Below are 22,836 nucleotides of genomic sequence, written 5' to 3'. Positions count from 1 at the left end.
TTGCCGCTCAAGACCAGTCGCCCTCGGGCGTGCCATTGAAGCGCTTCTTCAGGTCGGCCCAGCAGTCGATGTAATTGTCCTGCCTTGTTTCCAGTTCGGCGCCATAGCGGGTCAGCATCTGCGGGAAACGCGTCTCGAACATGAAGGCCATGGTGTTGTCGAGCTTGACCGGTTTCAGCTCCGCGCGCGAGGCCTTTTCGAAGCCAGGCGCGTCCGGACCATGGGCCAGCATCAGATTGTGCAGGCTGATGCCGCCGGGCACGAACCCCTCCTCCTTGGCGTCGTACTGGCCGTGGATCAGCCCCATGAATTCGCTCATGATGTTGCGGTGGTACCAGGGCGGCCGGAACGTATCTTCCGCCACCAGCCAGCGCGGCGGGAAGATGACGAAATCGATATTGGCGGTGCCTTCCTCGCCGCTCGGAGCGGTCAGCACGGTGAAGATCGACGGATCTGGATGGTCGAACAGCAATGCGCCGACCGGCGAAAACGTTGTCAGATCATATTTGTAGGGCGCGTAATTGCCGTGCCAGGCGACGACGTCGAGCGGCGAATGGCCGATCTCGGTGACGTGGAAATTGCCGCACCATTTCACGATCAGCCGGCACGGCGTTTCCTTCTCTTCGAACCAGGCGCAAGGCGTCTTGAAATCGCGCGGGTTGGCCAGGCAATTGGCGCCGATCGGGCCGCGGTCGGGTAAGGTCAGCTTGGCGCCGTAGTTCTCGCAGACATAGCCGCGTACTTCTTTGTCGACCAGTTCGACCTTGAAGACGAGACCGCGCGGCAAAACGGCGATCTCGCCGGGCCGAAGCTCGATGACGCCCATCTCGGTGACGAGGCGCAAGGCGCCGACCTGCGGGACGACCAGCAACTCGCCATCGGCATTGAAGAAATGATCGTCGACCATCGATGTGTTGGCGACATAGACATGGGCTGCCATGCCGCTCTGCCCGAGCACGTCGCCGGCCGTGGTGATCGTGCGCATGCCAGCGACAAAGTCGGTCGGCTCTTTCGGCATCGGCACCGGATTCCAGCGATACTGGCCAAGCGCCAGTTCGTGATCGCCGACGTTGGGCGCGGTCTTCCAGAGGGGATAGTTTGCCGCCTTGAAGCGACCGGTGTGTTTCACGCTTGGCCGGATGCGGTAGAGCCAGGAGCGCTCATTGGTGCCGCGCGGGGCGGTGAAGGGCGAGCCGGAAAGCTGCTCGGCATAGAGGCCGTAGGCCGGCCGCTGCGGCGAGTTCCGGCCTTGCGGCAGCGAGCCGGGCAAGGTCTCGGTCTCAAAATCATTGCCGAAGCCCGGCATGTAGGACAAGGCCATCGCTTCCTCCCGGATTGACCAAACTGGTTTCATTTGTAACCATCGAAAATGTAACCATCAATGGCGACTTCGAAAAATGGCGAAGAATAACGAAACCTCCACCGAGCCTGAAATTCTCGATCTGGAGAATTTCCTGCCTTACCGTCTCTATCGGCTCGCAGATGTCGTCAGCCGTGAATTTTCCCGAATATACAAGGACAGCCACGGCCTGACGCGGCCGGAGTGGCGCACGCTTTCCGGGCTCGGGCAGCGCGGCACGATGACGGCAACGGAACTTGGCGAGCAATCGGCCATGCACAAGACCAAGGTCTCGCGCGCAGTGGCGGAGCTAGAGCGCCGGCGCTGGCTGGCGCGTACGCCGGACGAGAATGATCGGCGTGTCGAACACCTTGCGCTGACCAAGGCAGGGCTTGCCGCCTATCGAGAGATGGTGCCGCTGGCGAAGGCGTTTGAGGGGCAGCTGTTTGAGCGCCTTGATCCAGCAGACCGCTCGCTCATTCTTGCAACCTTTACCAGCCTTGAAGCGCTATTTTTGAATTAACCAAGAAACAGAAATTGATTTAGGCTCTCACTCACGCAACTATAACTTGGAAAACTATTTCCTAATTGGATGGTGCGTGATGGACCGATTTGATTGGAAAATACTTATCCCCTGGGTGATAAGCATCGTCACTGTTTTTGTCGGCATCTTGGAGTACTCCGACAAACAGGCTCAGGCAAATCGCGAACCATTTCTCAAAGAGCAAACCAGACTTCTCTTTGAGGCAACTGAAACTGTTTCGACACTCGCAAATACAACTGACACCGGCGACTGGAAGAAGGCTCGCTTACGCTTCTGGACTCTTTACTGGGGTCCACTCAGCTTAGTCGAAGACGTTCGCGTCGAGAGCTGCATGGTAAAGTTGGGGGAGATGATACCGGCTCCGACGCAGGCTGAATTACCACCGCTACCATTCGACAAACTTCGGACAGCATCTTACGAATTGGCGCATATCGCCCGCAATCTGATGATCACCAGTTGGGATGCAAAGCTTGATATGAAGGTCACAAACACATTCAGCATCTGCAAAGATGGCTAGCTAGGCGGCCCTCACCAATCCATCACCACCTTGCCGGAGCTGCCGCTCCTCATCGCATCGAAACCCGTCTGGAAATCATCAACACCGATACGGTGGGTGATCAGGCCGGTCACGTCGAGCGGGCCTTGAACCAGCGCGATCATCTTGTACCAGGTCTCGAACATCTCGCGGCCATAGATGCCCTTGAGATGCAGCATCTTGAAGATGACCTTGTTCCAGTCGATCTCGAAGCCGGTCGGGGCGATGCCGAGAATGGCGATCTTGCCGCCATTGTTCATGGTGTCGATCATGTCGCGGAAGGCGGGTGCGGCGCCCGACATTTCGAGGCCGACGTCAAAACCCTCGGTCATGCCAAGCGCCGGCATCACGTCACGCAGCTTTTCCTTCGAGGCATCGACGACATGCTGGACGCCTAGCTTCTTGGCCAGCGCCAGCCGCACCGGATTGATGTCGGTGATGACCACTTTTCGCGCACCGACGCATTGGGCGACGAGCGCACCCATGATGCCGATCGGCCCGGCGCCAGTGACCAGCACATCCTCGCCGACCAGGTCGAAGGACAGTGCCGTATGCACCGCATTGCCCAGGGGATCGAAAATCGCGGCGATTTCGTCAGGCACGTCGTCGGGGATCGGCACGACATTGTGCTGCGGGATCGCCAGATATTCGCCGAAGGCGCCGGGCCGGTTGACGCCGACGCCCAGCGTGTTGCGGCAGAGATGCCCTCGCCCCGCACGGCAGTTGCGGCAATGGCCGCAGACGATGTGGCCTTCGCCCGAAACGCGCTGGCCGACCTTGTATTCGGTCACCGCGGCGCCAAAATCGGCGACGGTGCCGACGAACTCGTGGCCGGTCACCATCGGCACCGGCACAGTCTTCTGCGCCCACTGGTCCCAATTGTAGATGTGGACGTCGGTGCCACAGATCGCCGTCTTCTTGACCTTGATCAGCACATCGTTGGGGCCGATCTCCGGCACCGACACCTCTTCCATCCAGATGCCCGGTTCGGCCTTGGCCTTCACCAGCGCCTTCATCATGTTCGACATTCTTTTGTCCCTTGAATCTCTTGATCCGGAATCGCTTTTCGGCGCCGGCCGTTCAGGAAACCACGCCCAGCTCCCTGCCGACCGTAGCGAAAGCCTCCACCGCGCGGTCGATGTCGGCGCTGGAATGCGCCGCCGACATCTGCGTGCGGATCCGCGCCTGCCCCTTCGGCACCACGGGGAAGGAAAAGCCGATGACGTAGATGCCGCGCTTCAGCATGCGCGCCGCCATCTCCTGCGCCAGCGTCGCGTCGCCCAGCATCACCGGAATGATCGGATGGTCGGCCCCGGCAAGCGTGAAGCCAAGCTTACCCATCTGCGACCTGAACCGCGCCGCATTGGCATAGAGGCGTTCGCGCAAGGCGTCACCATTGCGGATCAGGTCGAACACCCTGATCGAGGCGCCAGCGATGGCCGGCATCAGCGTGTTGGAAAAGAGATAGGGCCGCGAGCGCTGGCGCAGCCAGTCGACCACCTGGCTCTTGCCTGAGGTGTAGCCGCCGGAAGCGCCGCCAAGCGCCTTGCCGAGCGTGCCGGTGATGATGTCCACCCTGCCCTCGACACCGCAATACTCTGCCGAGCCGCGGCCATTTTTGCCGACGAAGCCAACTGCATGGCTGTCGTCGACCATGACCATGGCATCGTATTTGTCGGCAAGGTCGCAGACGCCTTTCAGGTTGGCGATAATGCCGTCCATCGAAAACACGCCGTCGGTGGCGATTAGCCGGAACCGGCAATCCCTGGCTTCCTTCAGCCGTGCTTCGAGATCGGCCATGTCGTTGTTGGCGTAGCGGAAGCGCTTGGCCTTCGACAGCCTGACACCATCGATGATCGAGGCGTGGTTCAGCGCATCCGAGATGATCGCGTCTTCCTCGCCGAGCAGCGTCTCGAACAGTCCGCCATTGGCGTCGAAGCACGAGCCGTAGAGAATGGTGTCTTCCAGGCCGAGGAAAGACGAAATCGTCGCCTCGAGCTGTTTGTGTTCCTCCTGCGTGCCGCAGATGAAACGCACCGACGCCATGCCGTAGCCATAGCGGTCGAGGGCCTGGGTTGCCGCCTTTCGCAGGTCGGCGCTGTCGGCGAGGCCAAGATAGTTGTTGGCGCAAAAATTCAGCACTTTCTCGCCGCCGACCTCGATCTGCGCCGACTGCATCGAGGAAATCACCCGCTCGGACTTGTAGAGGCCGGCCGTTTTGAGCCCGGCAAGCTCGCTGTCGATGTGGGAGAGAAATGCTGCGGTCATGATCAGGCCTCGTTTGACGTGGGCAGACTGTCGTCCCGCCCGCGCAAAAAATCCATCGCAAAAGCGACCGGAACGGGTGGCCGGGCAGCATCAAAGCGGCATCAAACGAGACGCCATGGGCATCGCTCAAGCGACCGCCCGGGACGCACAGGCCCACGAATGCTCAAATACAGGCCGGCAGCGAAAGGAGCCGATAACCATTTCGCGATCTTTCCGCGTCTCCCCCTTGTCGGTCCGCTGTCGATTTCCAGTCCTGTTAACGTTTCCAGTTCAATGGTGCTCGTACAGGAATCCGTTGGCGAGAGGGCCGCCCCCGAACATGTCGCAGCAGCCGGTGCATACCGTTTCAGGCAAGCTTATTCTGCTGATCAAGGCCGGCTACTGGCTGGCGCTGCTGATCATTGCCGCCATGGTCGCGGCCTCCTTCGTCCTGCTGCAGCAGACAATGGCCACGCAACAGCAGAATAACACCTTGCTCGACATCGTCGGCACGCAGAAGACGCTGTCACAGCGCATCGTCTTCCTTGCCAGCGCAACGGGTGCCGCCTCGCGCGACAAACAGCCGGCGCTGGTCAGCGCGCTCAAGCAGGCTACGGCGGAGTTCGAGATCAACTACGATCTGCTGCTCAAGCAGACGGGGGCAGATCCGCAATCGCAAGCCAAGCTCGATCCGAAATCGATCGAGAGCGTGCTTTTCGCCAAACCGTTCCATCTCGACTATTTCTCGGTCGGGCTGATCGCCAATGGCGACCGTCTGATCTCGGCCCTTGAATCACAACTCAACCATGTCGACAATGAAGGCTACAAAGGCGGCGCCGAGCGCGTCAACCTCGATGCCTCGGTCGCCAATGCCACCTTGTCGGGCTATGCGGCACTTGGCCAGCGTATCAGCGCCGAGGCCGACGAGCGCTCCGAAAAGCTGCTGGCCCTCCACCGCACGCTGTTCTACGCCACACTCGGCGTCATCCTGCTGGTGGCGCTGTTCATCTTCAGGCCGATGTCAAACGCGATCCTGCGCAAGACGCGTGAACTGGTCGACGCGCGCAATTCGATGGCCTTCATCGCGGTTCATGACGGCCTGACCGGCCTGCACAACCGCACCTTCCTGACCGATCATTTCGACACGCTGATCAAGGGCGCACACCGGCGGCGCGAACGCCTGGCTGTCGTCCAGCTCGACCTCGACCGCTTCAAGCAGATCAACGATACGCTCGGCCACGCCGCCGGCGACTATGTGCTGGTCGTCACGGCACAGCGCATGCGCGATTCCTGCCGGGCGTCGGATCTGTGCGCGCGGCTCGGTGGCGACGAATTCGTGATGATCCTCAACGGCGCAGGCACCACCGAAGACATCAATATGCTCGCACGGCGCATCCTGGCGCACATCAACGAGCCGATCGTCTTCCAGGGCACCACCATTCTTCCGGGCGCCAGCGGCGGCATCGCCGTCTATCCGATCGACGCCGACAATGCCCAGGACTTGCTCGTCCATGCCGATCTGGCGCTTTACTCCGCCAAGAAAATGGGCGGCGGCAACTTCTCGTTCTTCTCGGAGGAGCTGCGCCGCGAGCTCGACTACCGCAAGCAGCTCGAGCACGACATCAAAGTCGCCATCGCCGAGCGGGCATTCCAGGCCTATTTCCAGCCGCAGGTCTCCCTGACCGATGGCACGATCAGCGGCATCGAAGCCCTGGTGCGATGGAACCATCACGAGCGCGGCATGATCTCGCCGGGCGAATTCATTCCGGTCGCCGAGAAATGCGGCTTCATGCCGGAGATCGGCCGCATCGTGATCAGCAAGGCGATCAACGAAGCAGCCGAATGGAACCGAGCCGGGATTGCCTTCGGCCGGCTTGCCGTCAATGTCTCGGGCACCGAGCTGCGCGAGCACGATTTCGATGCGTTTCTGTTCGAGACGCTGGAAAAGGCCGGGCTGCCGCCACAGAAATTGTCGCTGGAAATCGTCGAATCCGTCATTCTCGACGATGAGAAGACAGGCATCGCGGCGAAGCTGCGTCACATCCGGGCCGCCGGCGTGCATCTGGAACTCGATGATTTCGGCACCGGTTATGCTTCGCTCAGCCACGTAAATCCCAACGAGATCGACCGGCTCAAGATCGACCGCCGCTTCGTCCAGAACATCCATGAGAACGGTGACAACTCGAAGATCGTGCGCGCCATCACCGAGCTCGCCCGCGGCCTCGGCATCTCCATCGTCGCCGAGGGCGCTGAAACCGAGGCCGAACTCGACTCGCTGATGGCGATCGGCTGCGACCAGGTGCAGGGCTATTCGATCGCCTTCCCGATGCCGCAGGACAAGGCGCTGGAATGGCTGACCGCCCGCATGCCGAAGAAGGCCAAACTGCGGGTCTTGCAGGGCAGCCTGGCGTAACGGCCCGGCTTGACAACCAGCCACCGAAATGGCGGCACTGTCACGGTAACAACCGGATCGTGCGGCTTATGACATTCTTGCGGTTTGTCCTGGCGGCCATGCTGATGTCCGCGTGGCCCGCCTATGGGGCGGATCGCACCATCTATCTCACCTTCGACGATGGCCCGTTGAGCGGCACCAGCAACATCCTCGACGTGCTGGCGGCGGAACAGGTTCCGGCAACGCTGTTCATGGTCGGCATGCATGCCGAGGCCAGCGCGTCCAACAAGGCGCTGGTGCGGCGCGCTAAGGCGATGCCGCTGGTGACGATCGGCAACCACAGTTACAGCCACGCCTATAATCACTACCGGTACTTCTACAGCGATACGGAAGGGGTGGTCGCCGATATGCTCATGGCGAATGCCGTGCTGGGCCTGAAGCCGGCGGTGCATGCGCGCCTGCCGGGACGCGATGTGTTCCGGCTGCCTTCGATGTCAAAGGACGACAACTCGCTCGGCCCCGCACAAGCCGGCCGTGAGGATCCCGACTACGAGTTCGTCGCCGCTTCCGGCTTCTATCTTTATGGCTGGGACCACGAATGGGTGCACAAGGACAGCGGCGAGCCGGTCCAGAGCGTCGACCATCTGGTCAGCGAGATCGACCACCTGTTCGGCTATGGCCACTTCGCCAAGCCGAGCAAGTTGATCCTCTTGATGCATGACGAGATGTTCCAGGACGGCTTTGACGGCAAGACGAAGCTGACCAACCTGATCACCGCGCTGAAGTTGCGCCATTACGCCTTTGGAACGATCCCGAGCTATGACAACTGAGCCAAAGGTTCGGTACTCCTAGCTTTCGACATTGTCCCGCAGCGCCTCCAGCACCTGCGCAAACTCCGCCAGACGCTCGTCGGGCAGTCCTGTGCGAAGCCGCTTGTCGAAGGCAAGCGCGGCCTGTCGCAATGTCTCGAACAGCGCTTCTCCCGCTTCTGTCAATTCGACCAGATGGACCCTGCGGTTGACGGGATCGCGGCGGCGCGTCAGCAGGCCCTGCGCTTCCATCGCGTTCAGGTGGTGGGTCAGCGTCGCGCCCTGGATGCCGATCATGCCGGCGAGTTCGCGCTGATTGGCGAGCTTGCTCGACTTGACCGACAGCAGCGTGAGCCAGACCGGCAATGTCCCGCCCGCTTCGACCAAAGCGGCGTCGAAGGCCTGGGCAACAAGCTTGGCGGTGCGGCCGAGATTCATGCCGACTGGCGGGCGTTCAAAAGGCGTCATCGCAGGACACTAGACGGTGTTTTTCTCGGATGGAACTGACTCCTCCCTTATACATTGACATCTAACAGTTAGATATCTAACTATTAGATGTACCAGCAGGCGAAAGAGGAGAGCCGGCATGCAATATGTCTACATCGTGGTTATCGGTCTTCACGTCATGGCAGGGGTGTTCTGGGCTGGCACCACCATCACGCTTGCCCGCGATCCCGAGATCAAGGCGGAACGCTTCATCCAGCCGCAGATGGGCGCGGCCGGCATGGTTTTCCTGACCGGGGCGCTGCTGTGGTATTTCTTCCACGGCGCCTATTTTGGCTCGATGGAAATGGTGCTTGCACTCGGCATACTGGCGGCTTTCGCCGCCGCCGGCGTGCTCGGCGCAATGGTCAGGGCGCCCAGCCGACAGCTCGCCGGCGCCAATACGGAAATCGAAACGCAACTGCGCGCCAGAATGGCCATGGGCGAACGCATCGCCGCATGGCTGCTGGTGGTCACGGTGCTGTGCATGGCGATCGCCAGGATGGTCTGAACATCCCACCGCAAACTCCGAGATCGCACGTTATCAGGCGATGAGCCAATGACGTGCGGGCGCGCGGCCGGGCCGGTATACACGGGCTCTCGTATGCAGGTCCGACCGCGCGCCACCAATGCAGATCGTTGCCGCGGCCTCAGGTCAGCTTCTTGCGCGCCTGCTTTTCCAGTGCCTCCACGAAGACGGTAGGTTCCCACCCCGCATCGAGCGCCCGGTGGAAGAGCGCCTGCTGTGTTTCCGGTGCAAGACCGCCAAGCGGTGGGTCGCGATCGAGATTGGTCGGAAAGGAATAGCCTTCCGCTGACGATGCTATGACGTTGTCGGCCGCCTGCCTGGTGAGGCTGCCGTCGCCGAGCATGCGTCGGACTACGGGATAGAGGGTCGCGCTCATGCGGCTCCGGTCAACGCTCTCCATGGCGCGGCCATAGGCCGATGACACCTGCAACAGGTTCGCCATGCGCTGGATATCAGCCGACCGGTTGGTGCCGGCGGCGTGGAACAGCGCTGGATTGAAGAACGCCGCATCGCCCTTCTTCAGAGGCAGTTGAACATGATGCTCGCTGAAATAGGCCTGGAATTCGGGGCGATTCATCGCCAGGTATCCCGGCAGGTAGGTCTGCGAATAGGGCAAGTAAAGCGTGGGGCCGCTTTCCACCGGCATGTCGCAATGAGCCACGGCGCCCTGCAGCGTCAGCACCGGCGAAATCCGATGGACGTGCACCGGATAGCGTTCGATGACCGACGCCGTCTGGAAGCCGAGATGATAATCCCGGTGTGCCGACTGCGATGCGCCGCCCGGCCTGACATTGTTCACCTGCGATGTGACCTGATAAGCTGGACCAAGCCAAGCTTCCGATATCAATGCGAGAATGTCGTTGCCATAATAGGCGGCAAAGGTCGCGGGATCGCGCAGGCAAAGCTTTTCCAGCGCATTCCACACACGGTCGTTGGCGCCTGGCTTGGCGAAATGATCGCCGCCGCCTGCCCCGGCCGCGCGCTCCTCAGCGATGATGGCGTTGAAGGCTTCCGTCGCCGCGTCGACTGGCGCCACATCCTCGAAAGCGCCGCGAAAGACGACGACACCCGGGCCGTCGGTCATCGCCTCGACCCACTCGGCGAGAAGCACCTTGCGCCGGGCCGGATCGGCAGCGGCCGCGCGAATCGCGGCACCATCGTAGATCAGGATGTTCTTCTGCACCTCGGACGCGGACGGATAGTCCGCAAGGTTTGTGATCCGCTGCGTCGACGCCGCAAAATCGTCGATGCTGCACATATCGGCGGTTAGCCAGACACGATCGGATCTGAGCTTGGCAAAATTGTCGGCCTTCACGGCATCCTCCCTATGGTCTTGTTTCGACTGGATGAGGGAAGTATAGCTTTGAGTGAGAGGTGGCATACGGCTGAAACACCTCAAAAACACCTCAGGATTGACCGAGACGGCTGATGTCGCATCCATTCCTGGTGAAGGACATCGCCCAGCAGGCCGGCGTCAGCATCGCCACGGTCGACCGTGTCCTGCATGGGCGCAGCGGCGTGCGTCAGCACACCGTTCGCCGCGTCGAGCAGGCGATCCGCGAACTGGAAACGCAACGCTCCCAGCTCGGCCTGTCGGGCCGCAAATTCATTCTCGACCTTGTCATGGAAGCTCCGCTGCGCTTCACGGAAGCGGTGCGCGCCGCGCTGGAGGCAGAAATGCCAGGCCTGCATCCGGCCGTGTTCCGGTCACGCTACCACCTTGCCGAAATGCGGGCGGCTGCGAACACCGTCTCCCTGCTCGACGCGATTGCCCGCCGCGGCAGCAACGGCATTTTCCTGAAGGCACCTGATATTCCGGAGATAGCGGTCGCGGTGGATCGGGTCGTTCAGTCGGGAATACCCGTCGTGACACTCGTCACCGATCTGCCGAACAGCCGAAGGCTGGCCTATGTCGGCGTCGACAACCGCGCCGCCGGCGAAACGGCTGCCTATCTGATCGGCGCATGGCTAGGTGGACGTCGTGCCGATGTCCTTGTCACCTTGAGCAGCAGTCGCTTCCGGGGCGAAGAGGAGCGCGAAATCGGCTTTCGCCGCGCTTTGCGCGAAAACTTTCCCGACCTCGGAATTGTCGATGTCAGCGAAGGGCACGGCATCGATCGCACGACGGGCGCGCTTGTCCGCAGCGCACTGACACACCATCCCGACATTGCGGCGGTGTATTCCATCGGCGGCGGAAACGCCTCCATTGTGCAGGCATTCGCCGAGATGAAACGGCCCTGCCTTGTGTTCATCGGCCATGATCTCGACGCCGACAATATCGAACTACTGCGAAGCCGACGCATCTCGGCGGTGCTGCATCATGACCTCGGGCAAGACATGCGGACGGCCTGCATCCACATCATGCGGGCACAGGGAGCATTGCCGAAATCGATCGCCCCGGGCGCATCCAACATCCAGATCATCACGCCGTTCAACATGCCAGGCTGAGCGGGCGGTGGATTAGATCCGCAAGCCGAACCTTATCCCGTCATAGATGGCGGCGTGGATGTTGCGGGAAGCGACCGCATCGCCGATGCGTAGCAGCACGAAGCTAGCTCCTGGATTGCGTGCCGGAAAAATGTCGCCGCCGCCCACCAGGCGTTCGTAATCGACCGCGCCGCCGTTTTTCGACAGCGGCTTCAGGCCGAAGTAGAGATCGTCGAGCGGCACCGTACCGTGTTCGACCACCACCTGGTCGACACGTCGCTCGCCGCGCCAACCATCGGCAAAATCCGAAGCGAGTTCGGCGACCAGTTGATTGCCTTCGCGCCGCACCGAGCGCAGGCGCGTGTTGATGGTGATGATGACGCCCTTTTCCTGGAAAGCGCGCATATACGGCACGTGGTTCATGCCGCCCATTTCGGGGGCGAAGAAACGCTCCGGCGAAACCAGTTCCAACCTCGCGCCGCTGTTGGCGATCAACTCGGCCGCGCCCATGCCCTGATGGCCGCCATTGTCGTCGAAGAGCAGAACGTTCTCGGCCGGCTTGACGCTGCCGGCCATGATGTCCCAGCTCGACGTGACGAGATTGTCGCCCGCCGTCAGCGGCGGGTTCTGCGGCAGGCCGCCTGTGGCGACGACGACCACATCAGGCGCCAGCGCCAGAACATCTTCCTTTTCCGCCCAGGTGTCGTAGCGGATTTCGACGCCGAGCCGGTCGAGTTCGGCCAGCCGCCAGTCGATGATGCCGATCAATTCCTTGCGGCGCGGATTCTGGGTCGCCAGCCGCACCTGGCCGCCCGCTTGCGACGATGCCTCCAGGATCGTGACTTGATGGCCGCGCTCAGCCGCAACACGCGCCGCCTCCAGTCCGCCGGCGCCGGCACCGACGACGACGACTTTCCGCTTCGGCCCTTCGGTCTTGACGATGATGTGCGGAATCTCGGCCTCACGGCCGGTCGCGGCATTGTGGACGCACAGGGCCTCGCCGCCTTCATAGATGCGATCGAGACAGTAGGTGGCGCCGACACAGGGGCGGATCTCGTGCTCGCGGCCTTCCATCACCTTCTTGATGATGTGCGGATCGGCGATGTGCGCACGGGTCATGCCGACCATATCGAGCTTGCCGGTGGCGATCGCATGGCGCGCGGTGGCGACGTCGGAAATGCGCGCCGCATGGAAGGTCGGGAATTTCGTCGCCGCCCTCACCTCGCCGGCGAAATCGAGATGCGGCGAAGACCGCATGCCGGTCACCGGAATGACCTTGGTGAGTGCCGCGTCGCTTTCGATCGAGCCGCGGATGATGTTGAGGAAATCGACCTTGCCGGAGCCGGCCAGCCACCTGGCTATCTCGATGCCTTCTTCCTTCGACAGGCCTTTCTCGAAGTCCTCGTCGGCGACCATTCGGATGCCGACGACGAATTTTTCGCCGACCACCGCGCGCACGGCATCGAGCACCATGTTGGTGAAACGCAGGCGGTTGTCGAGCGAGCCGCCATATTCGTCGTCGCGATGATTGGTGGCCGGCGACCAGAAGCCATCCATCAAATGGCCGTAGGCCTCGAACTCGATGCCGTCGAGGCCGGCGGCCTGGCAGCGCTGGGCGGCCGACGCATAGTCGGCGACGATGCGTTCGATGTCCCAGTCCTCGATGGTTTTCGGGAAAGCGCGGTGCGCCGGCTCGCGCACCGGCGAGGCGGAAAGCACCGGCAGCCAGTCGGCCTTGTTCCAGCCGGTGCGGCGGCCAAGATGGGTGATCTGGATCATCACCTTGCAGTCGTGCTCGTGGCAGGCCTCGGTGAGTTCGCTGAGCCACGGCACGATGCGGTCGTCATAGACATGCAGATTGCCGAAAGCGGCAGGACTGTCGCGCGAAACGATGGCCGAGCCGGCGGTCATGGTCAGCGCCATACCGCCTTTGGCTTTCTCGGCATGGTAGAGTCGGTAGCGTTGTTTCGGCATGCCGTCCTCGGAATAGGCCGGCTCGTGGCTGGTCGACATCACCCGGTTCTTGAGCGTCAGATGCTTGAGCTGGTAGGGCTGGAGAAGCGGGTCGTTGCTGGTCATCGTCTTCCTGCTGTTTCAAATTATGTGGGGCAGCACGCTGCTCCAGTTCCTATTTAAGCATCGGATTCGTCCGAAAACGGCTGCGCACCTTTCGGTCCGGTGCTAAGGAGCGGCGAAATTTGAAAGAGATCCCGCTCATGATCGATACCAAAACTCTCACCCAGCTCGGCGCGCACGTCGAGACGCCACAGAGCCCTGAACAGGCAGTCCTGGAGACTGTGCCGTTCACGCGTGGCGACGGTCCGCCGGCGATCGTGCGCTTCACCTGCCCGGAATTCACCTCGCTGTGCCCAGTGACCGGCCAGCCGGATTTCGCCCATATCGTCATCGACTACGCACCCGATGCGGCTCTGGTGGAATCGAAATCGCTGAAGCTGTTCATGACCTCATTTCGCAACCATGGCGCCTTCCATGAGGATTGCACCGTGATGATCGGCCACCGCATCGTGGCAGCAACCAGGCCGCTGTGGTTGCGCATAGGCGGCTATTGGTATCCGCGCGGCGGCATTCCGATCGATGTGTTCTGGCAAACCGGCGCGCCACCGGAAGGCGCCTGGCTGCCGGAAACCGGTGTTGCGCCGTATCGCGGCCGCGGCTGAGCCGGCCCTCATTCGCACTGATATTGGCTGAGCGCCCACTCGCCGGTCACCGAAAGCAGGTCCGATATCTTCCAGTCGCCGTCGACCTTCTTGAGCTTCCATTCAAGCCGATGCGGGTTGCTGGCGACGACGAAGGCGACGACGACCTTGGCCTGGTCGCCATTGATCGATTCGAGCGTCTTCAGGCTCTTGTCGATCTCGTCCTTGTTGTAATCGGCATTGTCCAGCGCCATGTTGGGGTCGAGGCATTCGCCCTGCCCGGATTTGCGCAACGCGTCGCTCTTGTCGAGCACGGTCTTCGCCGGATCGATGAAATGGCTGCGCTGCGCCGGATCGATCTCCAGGCCAACCTGATCGTAGAACGGCCGCACCACCGCCGTCGGCGATCCCGGCTGGATGGGTGCGGCAGGTTCGCTGGGCGGCCAGGCGACCGGCGGCGTTGCCGGCTCCGCCGCGCCGCCCGGCGCATTGGCGGGAGGTGCCCCGCTGTCGGAAGGAGCGCCAGCCGAGGGCGCGCCGTCGGCGGGAGGGTTTGCGGGGGGCGCGCCAAACAACCCTTGCGCAGCCACGCCACATAAACCCGACGCCAGTATGAAAAAAACCGAGAATGCCAGAAGACAAATACGGGCCATAACGTCACCAAGGCTTTGGCCAGTCATGCCTTTCGATGGGCATGCATTCGATTGGCTGGACATCCAGCCACACAACCTTCGGGCCTGATCCAGAACCATGCAGAGTTTGTTGGCGTAGACAAGGCCACGCCACTCAAATTGCTTGCCTGGCGCGATCGGTATCGCGCCAGGCGAGCCACATCAGGTTATTTCAGTGCAATGACAGGCGGATTTGGCCCATCGCTGGTGTTGCCGTTGATCTGGTTATTGCCGTAAGACTGGATCAAGCCACCATTGTTGATCGCCGTGCCAGTGGTATTGCCGCTGACCGTAGAATTGCCGACCCGCAGCAGGGTGTTCGGTCCATCGGCCCGAAGGCCCCCGTTCGCCCCGTTGTTGGCCGCAGCGACGCGATCAACCATGATGTTGATTGCTGCACCACCCGCCGTATTGAACAAGCTGATGCCGGAGTTGGTATTGCCGGACACATTGCTGCTCACGACGGTTATGTTCATGCCGCCGGTGCTGCCGGTGCCGTCGGCCTTCACCCCGGCAAGATTGTTGTTCTCGATCGAAGAGTTTTCGATAACGACCTTCGCGGATCCGGTGCCGGTCGGCTGGACATGGATGCCGTCATTGTTGCCGGTGATCGTGGTGTTGTTGACATAGAGCTCAGCCGCCACGGACGGAGCGAAGTTGATACCCATGCCATTCGGCGCGGCACCCGTGTTGTCGCGAATGACGCAGTCCTCGATAAACAATGCGGCGCCGACAAGAAACCGCACCCCATTGAGGCCGGGCGAAGTCGGCGTGCTGTCGATATCGAGACCACGAAGAACGACAACGTCAGTGGCCAACGCATTGACGATGACGCCATTTACCCCTGCGTTCAACACACCTGCCTCGACGTCCTCGCATGCGATGGTGATCGATTTGGTGATCGTCACCGTGCCAAAACCACCTGGATCGATGCAGTTGATTTCACCGCCGGCGGCGGTCTTGGAAATCGCGCCGGCGAAGGTCTTGCAAGGCGCAGTGCGGCTGCAGGGATTGGCGTCGTCACCAACGCCGGAAACCCATGTCCGGGTTGCCTGTGCGGAAGCCGGAGTAGCGATCACCGCCATCGCCAAAGCGAGAAACAGCGATGATAATAGGTAAACTAGAATTTTCATGATCATTCCCCCTAAATGGAACAAGAGATTCGTTCACAACCAAGCGCAAGAAGTTTAGCGCGTTGCCCTGTCAAAAGCAACGCGACCTCAAAACCGGATCGCCGATTTGTATTTCTCCGAAGCGCGGCGACGCGCCAAGCTACGCAGCCGCCTTCGTAGTTTTGTTACATCGCCTTCACACTACAGTCGAAGTGCTTGACGTTCCACGAAATTTAGCAGGCCTCGCGCGTGACGACGGCAAGCAGCGACATGAACCGGCCGATTCGACGCCCCAGCTGGAGCAACCGAGCCTCACGGCATCACTCCGGATCCTGCCCCGCCATGCATTCGAGTTGGCTCAGCGTCCAGTCGCTGGTCTTCGAGGCGATGTCCGATACCTTCCATTTGCCATCGAGCTTCTTCAGCGACCAGTGCATTTCACGCTGCGCATCGTCTCCGTCCGGAAAAAGTTTGAAGCTCGCCACCACTTGCGCGGTGTCGCCATCCACCGTCTCGGACAGTTTCAAGGTCTTGGAGACGGTCTTCTGGTCGAAATCCTGCGCATCCAAACCGGGATCGAAGTCGATGCAGGCGACCTGATCGGGATTCTTCTTGGTCGCCTGGTCGTTGAGATCGAAGAGTTTCGTCACCGGGTCGGTAAAGCGATCCCGATATTGTGCGTCAGCCTCGAATTTGACCGCCGGAACATAGAAGAACTTTACGGCGTCGGACGCCGGTCCGGCCAAGGCGGCCGCGGGCAAGGCTGTCGATAGGGCGGCAAGCAGCACTGTCCGTCGCATGCAGAATCTCCGCTTTTGGTGGCTTGAATCAATCCACGCCACGCATCCTGCATACCGGCTTTTTTGCGGCTCATGAAGCCCCTGCCCGGCCTCCTTTCAGCTGTCGAGCCAGACGTTCTGGAAGTCCATTTCGTAGGTCTGGTGCATCCTGTAGTTCTTCACCTTCTTGTTCATGTGGCAGTAGAGCTTCTGCCAGAACGGCTGGATGATGACGCCGGAGTCCTGCAGGATCTGCTCGACATCCTTCATCACCTCCTTGCGCTTGGCTGGGTCGGCCAGCGAAAGCGCCTGCTTGAGCTTGGCATCAAAGTCCGGATTGGAATAGGCCGTCTCATTCCAGGCCTCGCCGGAGCGATAACCGAGCGCCAGCACCTGAACGCCGAGCGGGCGCATGTACCAGATGGTCATCGAGTACGGATATTTCGTCCAGTCGTTCCAGAAGGTCGAGCCCGGCAGCACCGTACGCTTGACCTTGATCCCGGCATCGCGCAACTGGCCAGCGATCGCATCGCCGGTGTTCTTCTGCCATTCGTCCTCGACGGTGATCAGTTCGTGCTCGAAGTCGGCCTGCCCGGCATCCGCCATCATCTTCTTGGCGGCGGCGGCATCGCGTGTCTTCTTGGGCAGCGGATAGTATTCAGGATGGATCGGGGCGACGTGATGGTTCTCGCCGACCGTGCCGAGCCCCGCATAGCCGAGCTGCATGACGGCATTGTTGTCAACGGCCATCTGCAGCGCATTGCGCACCCGCTGATCGTCATAGGGCTTGTGGGTGATGTTGGTGCGGGCAACGAGCGTGGTCGCCGTCGCGACCTCCGATTTCACCAGATCCATTTTATCGAGGGCGTCGATGAAGTCGGCCGGTGTTTCGAAATCGAGATCGATCTCGCCGGATTCGAAGGCATTCAGCGTTGCGTTGAAGTCGGTGCCGTAGTCGATGAATTCGACACCGTCGAGCGGCGTTTCACCACCCCACCACTTGCCGTTCTCTCGACGCTTGACGACCGCCTTCGAGCCCACAGCATAAGACACCAATTCGAAAGGTCCGGTACCGATTGGCTTCTTGAGCGGGTCGGCGCCATCCTTGTCGAAGTCGCGATGCACGACCAGTGCCGGATAGTCAGTGAAGCCCGGTATGATCGCGATGTCGGGTTCGGCCAGCTTCAGCTTGACCGTGAGGTCATCGACCTTGGTGATGGCGCCATCCTTGGCCTTGCCGGTCTTCGAGTCGATCAGCGCGCCGACGCGTGCCGCCATGGAATTGCCGGACGCACCCTTCTCGCACCAGCGGTTCAGATTGGAGACCACGTCGTCGGCGTTGAAAGCATCACCATTGTTCCAGGTCACGCCCTTGCGCAGATGCAGCGTATATTCGGTGGCGTCGTCATTGACGTCCCAGCTTTCGAGCAGGACCGGCTCGAACGTGAACTGGTGCGTGTAGCGGACGAGCGGCTCCAGCCATGTCCGGGTGACGTTTGCCATTTCCGTCCAGTCATAAGTGCGCGGATCCTTCTGCGCCTTCACCGACATCGCGACGTGCAGCGTTCCGCCCTTCTTCGGCTCGTCGGCCAGGGCCTTTGTCGGCGCGGCAACGCCGATCATGCCATAGGCAAGCGCGGTCGACGCGCCGAAGGCGCTTGCCAGCGCCAGGAACTCACGCCGGTCCATGCGGCCAGCACGCGCTTCTTCCGCCATCGCCTCGATGGTGGCGGGGACTCGGTCGCCATTGCTTCTGAAAAGCGTCATTTTCTTCCTCCCTTATGGTTCCCGTCGGGTCTTCGCCCTTTGGGTCAACTGACGGTGTCCGGCAGTTTCTCCTCGCGCCGCGCGATCAAATCCCTGAGACCCTCGGCAATACCCTCATCGAGCTTCGGCTCCTCGTAGTCTGCGAGCATGTTGCGCGCCTTCTCGCGGCCGCGCGTGTCGTGGTCCTTCGCCCCTTCGGCATTCCATTGCTCGTAGGAATTGAAGTCCATGATCGAAGGCATGAAGAAGGCGGACTCGAAATGTTCGAGCGTGTGCTGGGTGCCGAGGAAATGGCCCTGCGGCCCGACCTCGCGGATCGCCGCCATGGCTTCCTTGAAATCGTCGAAGGACAGCCCGCCGGCATATTTGTACCAGCCGACAAGCTGCTCGCAGTCGGTGGCGAATTTCGAATAGCCGCAGGTGAGCCCCGCTTCCAGCCATCCGGCGGAATGCCAGATGTAGTTGGCGCCCGATAGGATCGCGGCATGCATGAGCATGTTCGATTCGTAGCCCGCCTGGGCGTCGTTCAGCTTCGAGCCGACATGGAAGCCCGAGGTGCGCCACGGCAGGCGGTATTTCCGCGCCAGCGCCCCCATCAGGTACATCATCTGGGCGGCCTCCGGCGTACCGCCCATCGGCGCGCCGGTCTTCATGTCGACGGTGACCATGAACTGGCCGTAGAGCTGCGGCGAGCCTGGGCGGATGAGCTGGGTCAGCGCCACGCCGGCAAGCGCCTCGGCGTTGACCTGCGCCACAGCGCCGACGGCGGAAGCCGAGGTCGAAGCCCCACACAGCGCGAAAGGCGCCAGGATCAGCGGCTGATTGTGGCTCGCGTAGACGCGCATGGCGTCAATCATGGTGGCGTCCCATACCAGCGGCGAATTGCAGTTGGTGATCGCCACCAGCACAGGGTTGTCGCGGACGAACTCCTCGCCGAACACGATGCCAGCCATCGCCATAGTGTCCTCAGCGCGCTCCTTCGACGTCACGATGCCCATGAACGGCTTGTCGGAATGTTTCAACGCAGAGTGGATGATGTGCAGATGCCGTTTCGGCACCGCGATTTCCATCGGCTCGCATATGACCGAGCTCGATGAATGCAGCGCCGGCGCCATGTAGGCCATTTTGTGGAAATTGTTGAGGTCGGCGAGCGTGCCATAGCGCCTGTTGTTGTCGAGGTCGCGGACGTAGGGCGCGCCATACATCGGCACGAAAATCGAGTTGTTGCCGCCGACGCGCACCGTGCGCTCGGGGTTGCGCGCATGGAGCGTGAACTCCGACGGAACCTTCGAGACCAGCTCCATCAGCAGCGCGCGGTCGATGCGGACACGCGTCTCCCTGACATCGGCGCCGGCCGCCTTCCAGAGCGCGATCGCGCCGTCGTCGCGGAATTCGCAGCCTACCTCCTCGAGGATCTTGAGCGATTCCTCGTGGATCAGTTCCACCGCCTCGTCCGGAACCATCTGATAGACGGGAATCTTGCGCACAAGGGTCGGGAACGAGGTTATGGGCGCCCCTCGCAGGGCCTTTCGACCCAGGCGGCCGCCGCTTCGGCGGCTGGTGTTTTCGGTCAACTCAGCGGCCGGCGCGTTCATGACAACTCCGTCTTTTCATCTGCGTCAATTTAGTCAGACCGCACATGGCTGTGACGCTGGAAAATCCTGATCTCTTGTATAAGCTGTGCTTATGCGAAGCCTGCGCCACCTCCTGCCCTCCGCCGGCAGCCTGATCGTCTTCGAGGCCGCCGGCCGGCTGTCGAGCTTCACCGCCGCCGGGCGGGAGCTCGGCATGACGCAGGCCGCCGTCTCCTACGCGGTGCGCGGGCTGGAAGAACAGCTCGGCGCCAAGCTGTTCCAGCGCCGCCACCGGCAGGTCAGCCTGACAGAGGCCGGCGAGCGCTTCCACGCCGATGTCTCGCTCGGCTTGTCGCACATCCGCAAGTCGGCCGAGGATCTGCGCCTGCAAGCGACGGGCGGTCATGTGACGCTTGCCGCATCGACCGCGTTCGGCTCGTTCTGGATGATGCCGCGCCTGCAGCAGTTCCGTGACGGATTGCCGGGCATCGACCTGCGCATCCAGACCGCCGACCGCGACCTCGACATCATCGCTGAAGGCATACCGCTGGCGGTACGCGGCGGCGAGCCGCGGGACTGGCCGGATTACCATTCGCTGCCGCTTGCCGATGAGGAGATTTTCCCCGTCGCCGGCACCAGCTATCTGGCCAAGTTCGGCATGCCGAGGACGGTTGGCGAGTTGGCCACGCACCGGCTTATACATCTCGAGGAGCCGTATCGCGAGGCGGCGAGCTGGGACGAATGGTTCCAGTCAGCCGGCGGCAGCCTTGGCGACACCGCGCGCGGCCTGCGCATCAACGATTACGGCCTGGTGATCCAGGGCGTCATGGAGGGGCAAGGCATCGCGCTCGGCTGGCGGCACCTCGCCGAGCGACTGCTGGCGACGGGACTGCTGGTGCAGGTGACGGATCATGTGCTCAAGACCGGCAAGGCCTTCTATATCGTCTGGCCGAAGAACCGGGAGCTGAGCGAGAATGCCCGCAAGGTAAGGGATTGGCTGGCGGCGCAGGCATAAAGCCGTTCCGCCGCAGTTCGCCCTCGCCCGCACGACACGAATCCGCCTATACTGCCGTCATGCCCATTCGCCAGCTTTCCGAAACGATGATCAACCAGATCGCCGCCGGCGAAGTCATCGAGCGTCCGGCGAGCGTGGTGAAGGAACTGGTCGAGAATGCGCTCGATGCCGGTGCATTGCGCGTCGAAATCGTCACGGCAGGCGGCGGGCTGAACCTGATCCGTGTTACCGATGACGGTTCCGGCATCCCCGAACCAGAACTGGCGCTGGCGATCGCGCGCCACTGCACTTCCAAGCTCGCCGAGGATATCAACGACATCCGCTCGCTCGGCTTTCGCGGCGAGGCGCTGCCGTCGATCGGCTCGGTGTCGCGGCTGTCGATCCGGTCGCGCACGGCTTTGGGCGACAGCGCCGCCGAAATCGGCATAGAGGGCGGCCGCGTGCTCCCCGTCAGGCCGGCGGCGGCCAACCGCGGCACGACCGTCGAGGTGCGCGACCTGTTCTTCGCAACGCCGGCGCGGCTGAAATTCATGAAGGGTGAGCGCGCCGAAAGCTCGGCGACCAGCGATGTCGTCAAGCGCATCGCGATTGCCTTTCCGACGGTACGTTTCACGCTGGCCGGTTCCGACCGCTCGACGTTGGAATTGCCGGCGACCGACGACAGTCCGGAAGGCAGCCTGCGCCGCGTCGCCCAGGTGATGGGGGCCGAGTTTCCCGACAATTCCATTGCCATCGACGCGATGCGCGAAGGCGTGCATTTGACCGGCCATGTGTCGATCCCCTCCTTCACCCGCGCCAACGCGCTGCAGCAATACGCCTATGTCAATGGCAGGCCGGTGCGCGACAAGCTGATCGCCGGCGCCATCCGCGGCGCCTTTGCCGATGTCCTGCCGCGCGACCGCCACGCCGTGACGGTGCTGTTCCTGACGCTCGATCCGGCCATCGTCGACGTCAATGTCCATCCGGCCAAGGCCGATGTGCGCTTCCGCGATCCGGGCCTGGTGCGCGGGCTGATCGTCGGCGCCATCCGGCAGGCACTGGCCGATGCCGGCATCCGTTCAGCCACGACGGGAGCCGCCGGCATGATGGCGGCGTTCCGGCCAGGTGCGGCATCCTACGGTCACGGCGGCCCGGCCAACGGCCATCGCAGCTACGACGCGGCCTATCGCGCGTCCGGCTCCGCCGGTTTCGACCCCTCGCACTCACCGCAGCGCCCGCTCGACATGGGTTTCGAAGGTGCGGGCTTTGAGCGCGCCGGCGCAAGGAATGGCAGTGGCTTTGGCGAGCCCGGCCAGGCGGCGTTCGATGCCGGTGAGCTTGCCAGCGCCGATGCGCGCGCGGGGCTGAGCGAAGCGGCTGAGACCCTCCTCGGCACGGTGCTAGGCGCGGCACGGGCCCAAGTGCATGAGAACTATATCGTGGCGCAGACCAGGGATTCGCTCGTCATCGTCGACCAGCATGCCGCGCATGAGCGACTGGTTTACGAAGCGCTGAAGAACGCCCTGCACTCGCGACCCGTGCCTTCGCAGATGCTGCTCCTGCCGGAGATCATCGATTTGCCGGAAGAGGACGCCGAGCGGCTCGCGATGCATTCCGAGACACTCGCCCGCTTCGGCCTCGGCATCGAGCGTTTCGGCCCCGGAGCGGTGGCGGTGCGCGAGACTCCGTCCATGCTGGGCGAGACCAATGTCCGGCAATTGGTGCACGACCTCGCCGACGAGATCGCCGACAACGACACGGTCGAAACGCTGAAAGGGCGGCTGGACAAGATCGCTGCCACCATGGCTTGCCATGGTTCGGTGCGCTCCGGCCGCCTGCTCAAGGCCGAGGAGATGAACGCGCTGCTGCGCCAGATGGAAGCGACGCCGGGATCCGGCACCTGCAACCATGGCCGGCCTACCTATATCGAATTGAAGCTCGCCGATATCGAGCGGTTGTTCGGACGGCGGTGAGTTC

At 62.1% G+C, this 22,836-nt stretch carries 20 protein-coding genes; 9 read left to right on the top strand and 11 right to left on the bottom strand.

Annotation, left to right across the window (positions count from 1 at the left end; translation table 11 throughout):
* Positions 1–7: 7 nt before the first annotated feature.
* A complete protein-coding gene (gene hmgA, locus AC04SF_RS30500; RefSeq protein WP_488480806.1) occupies positions 8–1,321 on the bottom strand; it encodes a homogentisate 1,2-dioxygenase in 1,314 nt (437 codons plus the stop codon).
* Between the two features lie 76 nt (positions 1,322–1,397).
* On the opposite strand from hmgA, the gene AC04SF_RS30495 reads away from it, so the two are divergent.
* Complete coding sequence (locus AC04SF_RS30495; protein ID WP_488480805.1) at positions 1,398–1,862, top strand: MarR family winged helix-turn-helix transcriptional regulator; 465 nt, start codon at positions 1,398–1,400, stop codon at positions 1,860–1,862.
* A 79-nt stretch (positions 1,863–1,941) separates the two neighbouring features.
* Positions 1,942–2,400, top strand: a complete 459-nt coding sequence (locus tag AC04SF_RS30490) for a hypothetical protein (protein ID WP_488480804.1) — start codon at positions 1,942–1,944, stop codon at positions 2,398–2,400.
* Between the two features lie 11 nt (positions 2,401–2,411).
* Here AC04SF_RS30490 and tdh read toward each other — a convergent pair whose 3' ends face one another.
* Together tdh and AC04SF_RS30480 are read right to left on the bottom strand one after the other, a co-directional pair.
* The gene (gene tdh, locus AC04SF_RS30485; RefSeq protein WP_488480803.1) at positions 2,412–3,446 is read right to left on the bottom strand and encodes an L-threonine 3-dehydrogenase; all 1,035 of its coding nucleotides are present in this window, start codon (positions 3,444–3,446) and stop codon (positions 2,412–2,414) included.
* 52 nt (positions 3,447–3,498) lie between these two features.
* Positions 3,499–4,686 (bottom strand): glycine C-acetyltransferase, encoded by a 1,188-nt coding sequence (locus tag AC04SF_RS30480; protein ID WP_488480802.1) that lies wholly within the window; start codon positions 4,684–4,686, stop codon positions 3,499–3,501.
* Between the two features lie 319 nt (positions 4,687–5,005).
* Here AC04SF_RS30480 and AC04SF_RS30475 point away from each other — a divergent pair, with 319 nt between their 5' ends.
* Both AC04SF_RS30475 and AC04SF_RS30470 read left to right on the top strand, forming a co-directional pair.
* The gene (locus AC04SF_RS30475) at positions 5,006–7,078 is read left to right on the top strand and encodes a putative bifunctional diguanylate cyclase/phosphodiesterase (protein WP_488480801.1); all 2,073 of its coding nucleotides are present in this window, start codon (positions 5,006–5,008) and stop codon (positions 7,076–7,078) included.
* 104 nt (positions 7,079–7,182) lie between these two features.
* Positions 7,183–7,887, top strand: coding sequence for a polysaccharide deacetylase family protein (locus tag AC04SF_RS30470; RefSeq protein WP_244734154.1), 705 nt, complete (start codon positions 7,183–7,185; stop codon positions 7,885–7,887).
* 18 nt (positions 7,888–7,905) lie between these two features.
* Here the strand turns inward: AC04SF_RS30470 and AC04SF_RS30465 are convergent, their stop codons facing one another.
* The gene (locus AC04SF_RS30465) at positions 7,906–8,334 is read right to left on the bottom strand and encodes a MarR family winged helix-turn-helix transcriptional regulator (protein WP_488480800.1); all 429 of its coding nucleotides are present in this window, start codon (positions 8,332–8,334) and stop codon (positions 7,906–7,908) included.
* A 118-nt stretch (positions 8,335–8,452) separates the two neighbouring features.
* Between AC04SF_RS30465 and AC04SF_RS30460 the strand changes: the two genes are divergently transcribed.
* A complete protein-coding gene (locus tag AC04SF_RS30460) occupies positions 8,453–8,860 on the top strand; it encodes a hypothetical protein (protein ID WP_488480799.1) in 408 nt (135 codons plus the stop codon).
* 139 nt (positions 8,861–8,999) lie between these two features.
* On the opposite strand, the gene AC04SF_RS30455 is transcribed toward AC04SF_RS30460, so the two are convergent.
* Positions 9,000–10,193 (bottom strand): phytanoyl-CoA dioxygenase family protein, encoded by a 1,194-nt coding sequence (locus AC04SF_RS30455; protein ID WP_488480798.1) that lies wholly within the window; start codon positions 10,191–10,193, stop codon positions 9,000–9,002.
* 113 nt (positions 10,194–10,306) lie between these two features.
* Between AC04SF_RS30455 and AC04SF_RS30450 the strand changes: the two genes are divergently transcribed.
* Entirely contained in the window at positions 10,307–11,326 is a 1,020-nt protein-coding gene (locus AC04SF_RS30450; RefSeq protein WP_488480797.1) for a LacI family DNA-binding transcriptional regulator, read from the top strand.
* A 12-nt stretch (positions 11,327–11,338) separates the two neighbouring features.
* On the opposite strand, the gene AC04SF_RS30445 is transcribed toward AC04SF_RS30450, so the two are convergent.
* On the bottom strand, positions 11,339–13,384 hold the full coding sequence (locus AC04SF_RS30445) for an oxidoreductase (RefSeq protein ID WP_488480796.1): 2,046 nt from the start codon (positions 13,382–13,384) through the stop codon (positions 11,339–11,341).
* 137 nt (positions 13,385–13,521) lie between these two features.
* Here AC04SF_RS30445 and queF point away from each other — a divergent pair, with 137 nt between their 5' ends.
* Entirely contained in the window at positions 13,522–13,983 is a 462-nt protein-coding gene (gene queF / locus AC04SF_RS30440) for a preQ(1) synthase (protein ID WP_488480795.1), read from the top strand.
* Positions 13,984–13,991: 8 nt separating this feature from the next.
* On the opposite strand, the gene AC04SF_RS30435 is transcribed toward queF, so the two are convergent.
* The 5 genes from AC04SF_RS30435 to AC04SF_RS30415 form a co-directional block, all read right to left on the bottom strand.
* Positions 13,992–14,615, bottom strand: coding sequence for a hypothetical protein (locus AC04SF_RS30435; protein ID WP_488480842.1), 624 nt, complete (start codon positions 14,613–14,615; stop codon positions 13,992–13,994).
* Positions 14,616–14,800: 185 nt separating this feature from the next.
* Positions 14,801–15,766 (bottom strand): right-handed parallel beta-helix repeat-containing protein, encoded by a 966-nt coding sequence (locus AC04SF_RS30430; protein ID WP_488480794.1) that lies wholly within the window; start codon positions 15,764–15,766, stop codon positions 14,801–14,803.
* A gap of 299 nt (positions 15,767–16,065) precedes the next feature.
* Entirely contained in the window at positions 16,066–16,545 is a 480-nt protein-coding gene (locus AC04SF_RS30425; RefSeq protein WP_202350655.1) for a DUF3828 domain-containing protein, read from the bottom strand.
* Positions 16,546–16,641: 96 nt separating this feature from the next.
* Positions 16,642–18,291, bottom strand: coding sequence for an ABC transporter substrate-binding protein (locus AC04SF_RS30420; RefSeq protein WP_488480793.1), 1,650 nt, complete (start codon positions 18,289–18,291; stop codon positions 16,642–16,644).
* 44 nt (positions 18,292–18,335) lie between these two features.
* The gene (locus tag AC04SF_RS30415) at positions 18,336–19,886 is read right to left on the bottom strand and encodes a trimethylamine methyltransferase family protein (protein ID WP_488480792.1); all 1,551 of its coding nucleotides are present in this window, start codon (positions 19,884–19,886) and stop codon (positions 18,336–18,338) included.
* 91 nt (positions 19,887–19,977) lie between these two features.
* On the opposite strand from AC04SF_RS30415, the gene AC04SF_RS30410 reads away from it, so the two are divergent.
* The gene (locus tag AC04SF_RS30410) at positions 19,978–20,880 is read left to right on the top strand and encodes a LysR substrate-binding domain-containing protein (protein ID WP_488480791.1); all 903 of its coding nucleotides are present in this window, start codon (positions 19,978–19,980) and stop codon (positions 20,878–20,880) included.
* 59 nt (positions 20,881–20,939) lie between these two features.
* The gene (gene mutL, locus AC04SF_RS30405; RefSeq protein ID WP_488480841.1) at positions 20,940–22,832 is read left to right on the top strand and encodes a DNA mismatch repair endonuclease MutL; all 1,893 of its coding nucleotides are present in this window, start codon (positions 20,940–20,942) and stop codon (positions 22,830–22,832) included.
* The last annotated feature ends 4 nt before the right edge of the window (positions 22,833–22,836 follow it).

It is taken from the genome of Mesorhizobium sp. CNPSo 4671, assembly GCF_057784245.1.
Note: the sequence above shows the minus strand (reverse complement) of the source record. Positions and strands in the feature narration are given on the sequence as shown.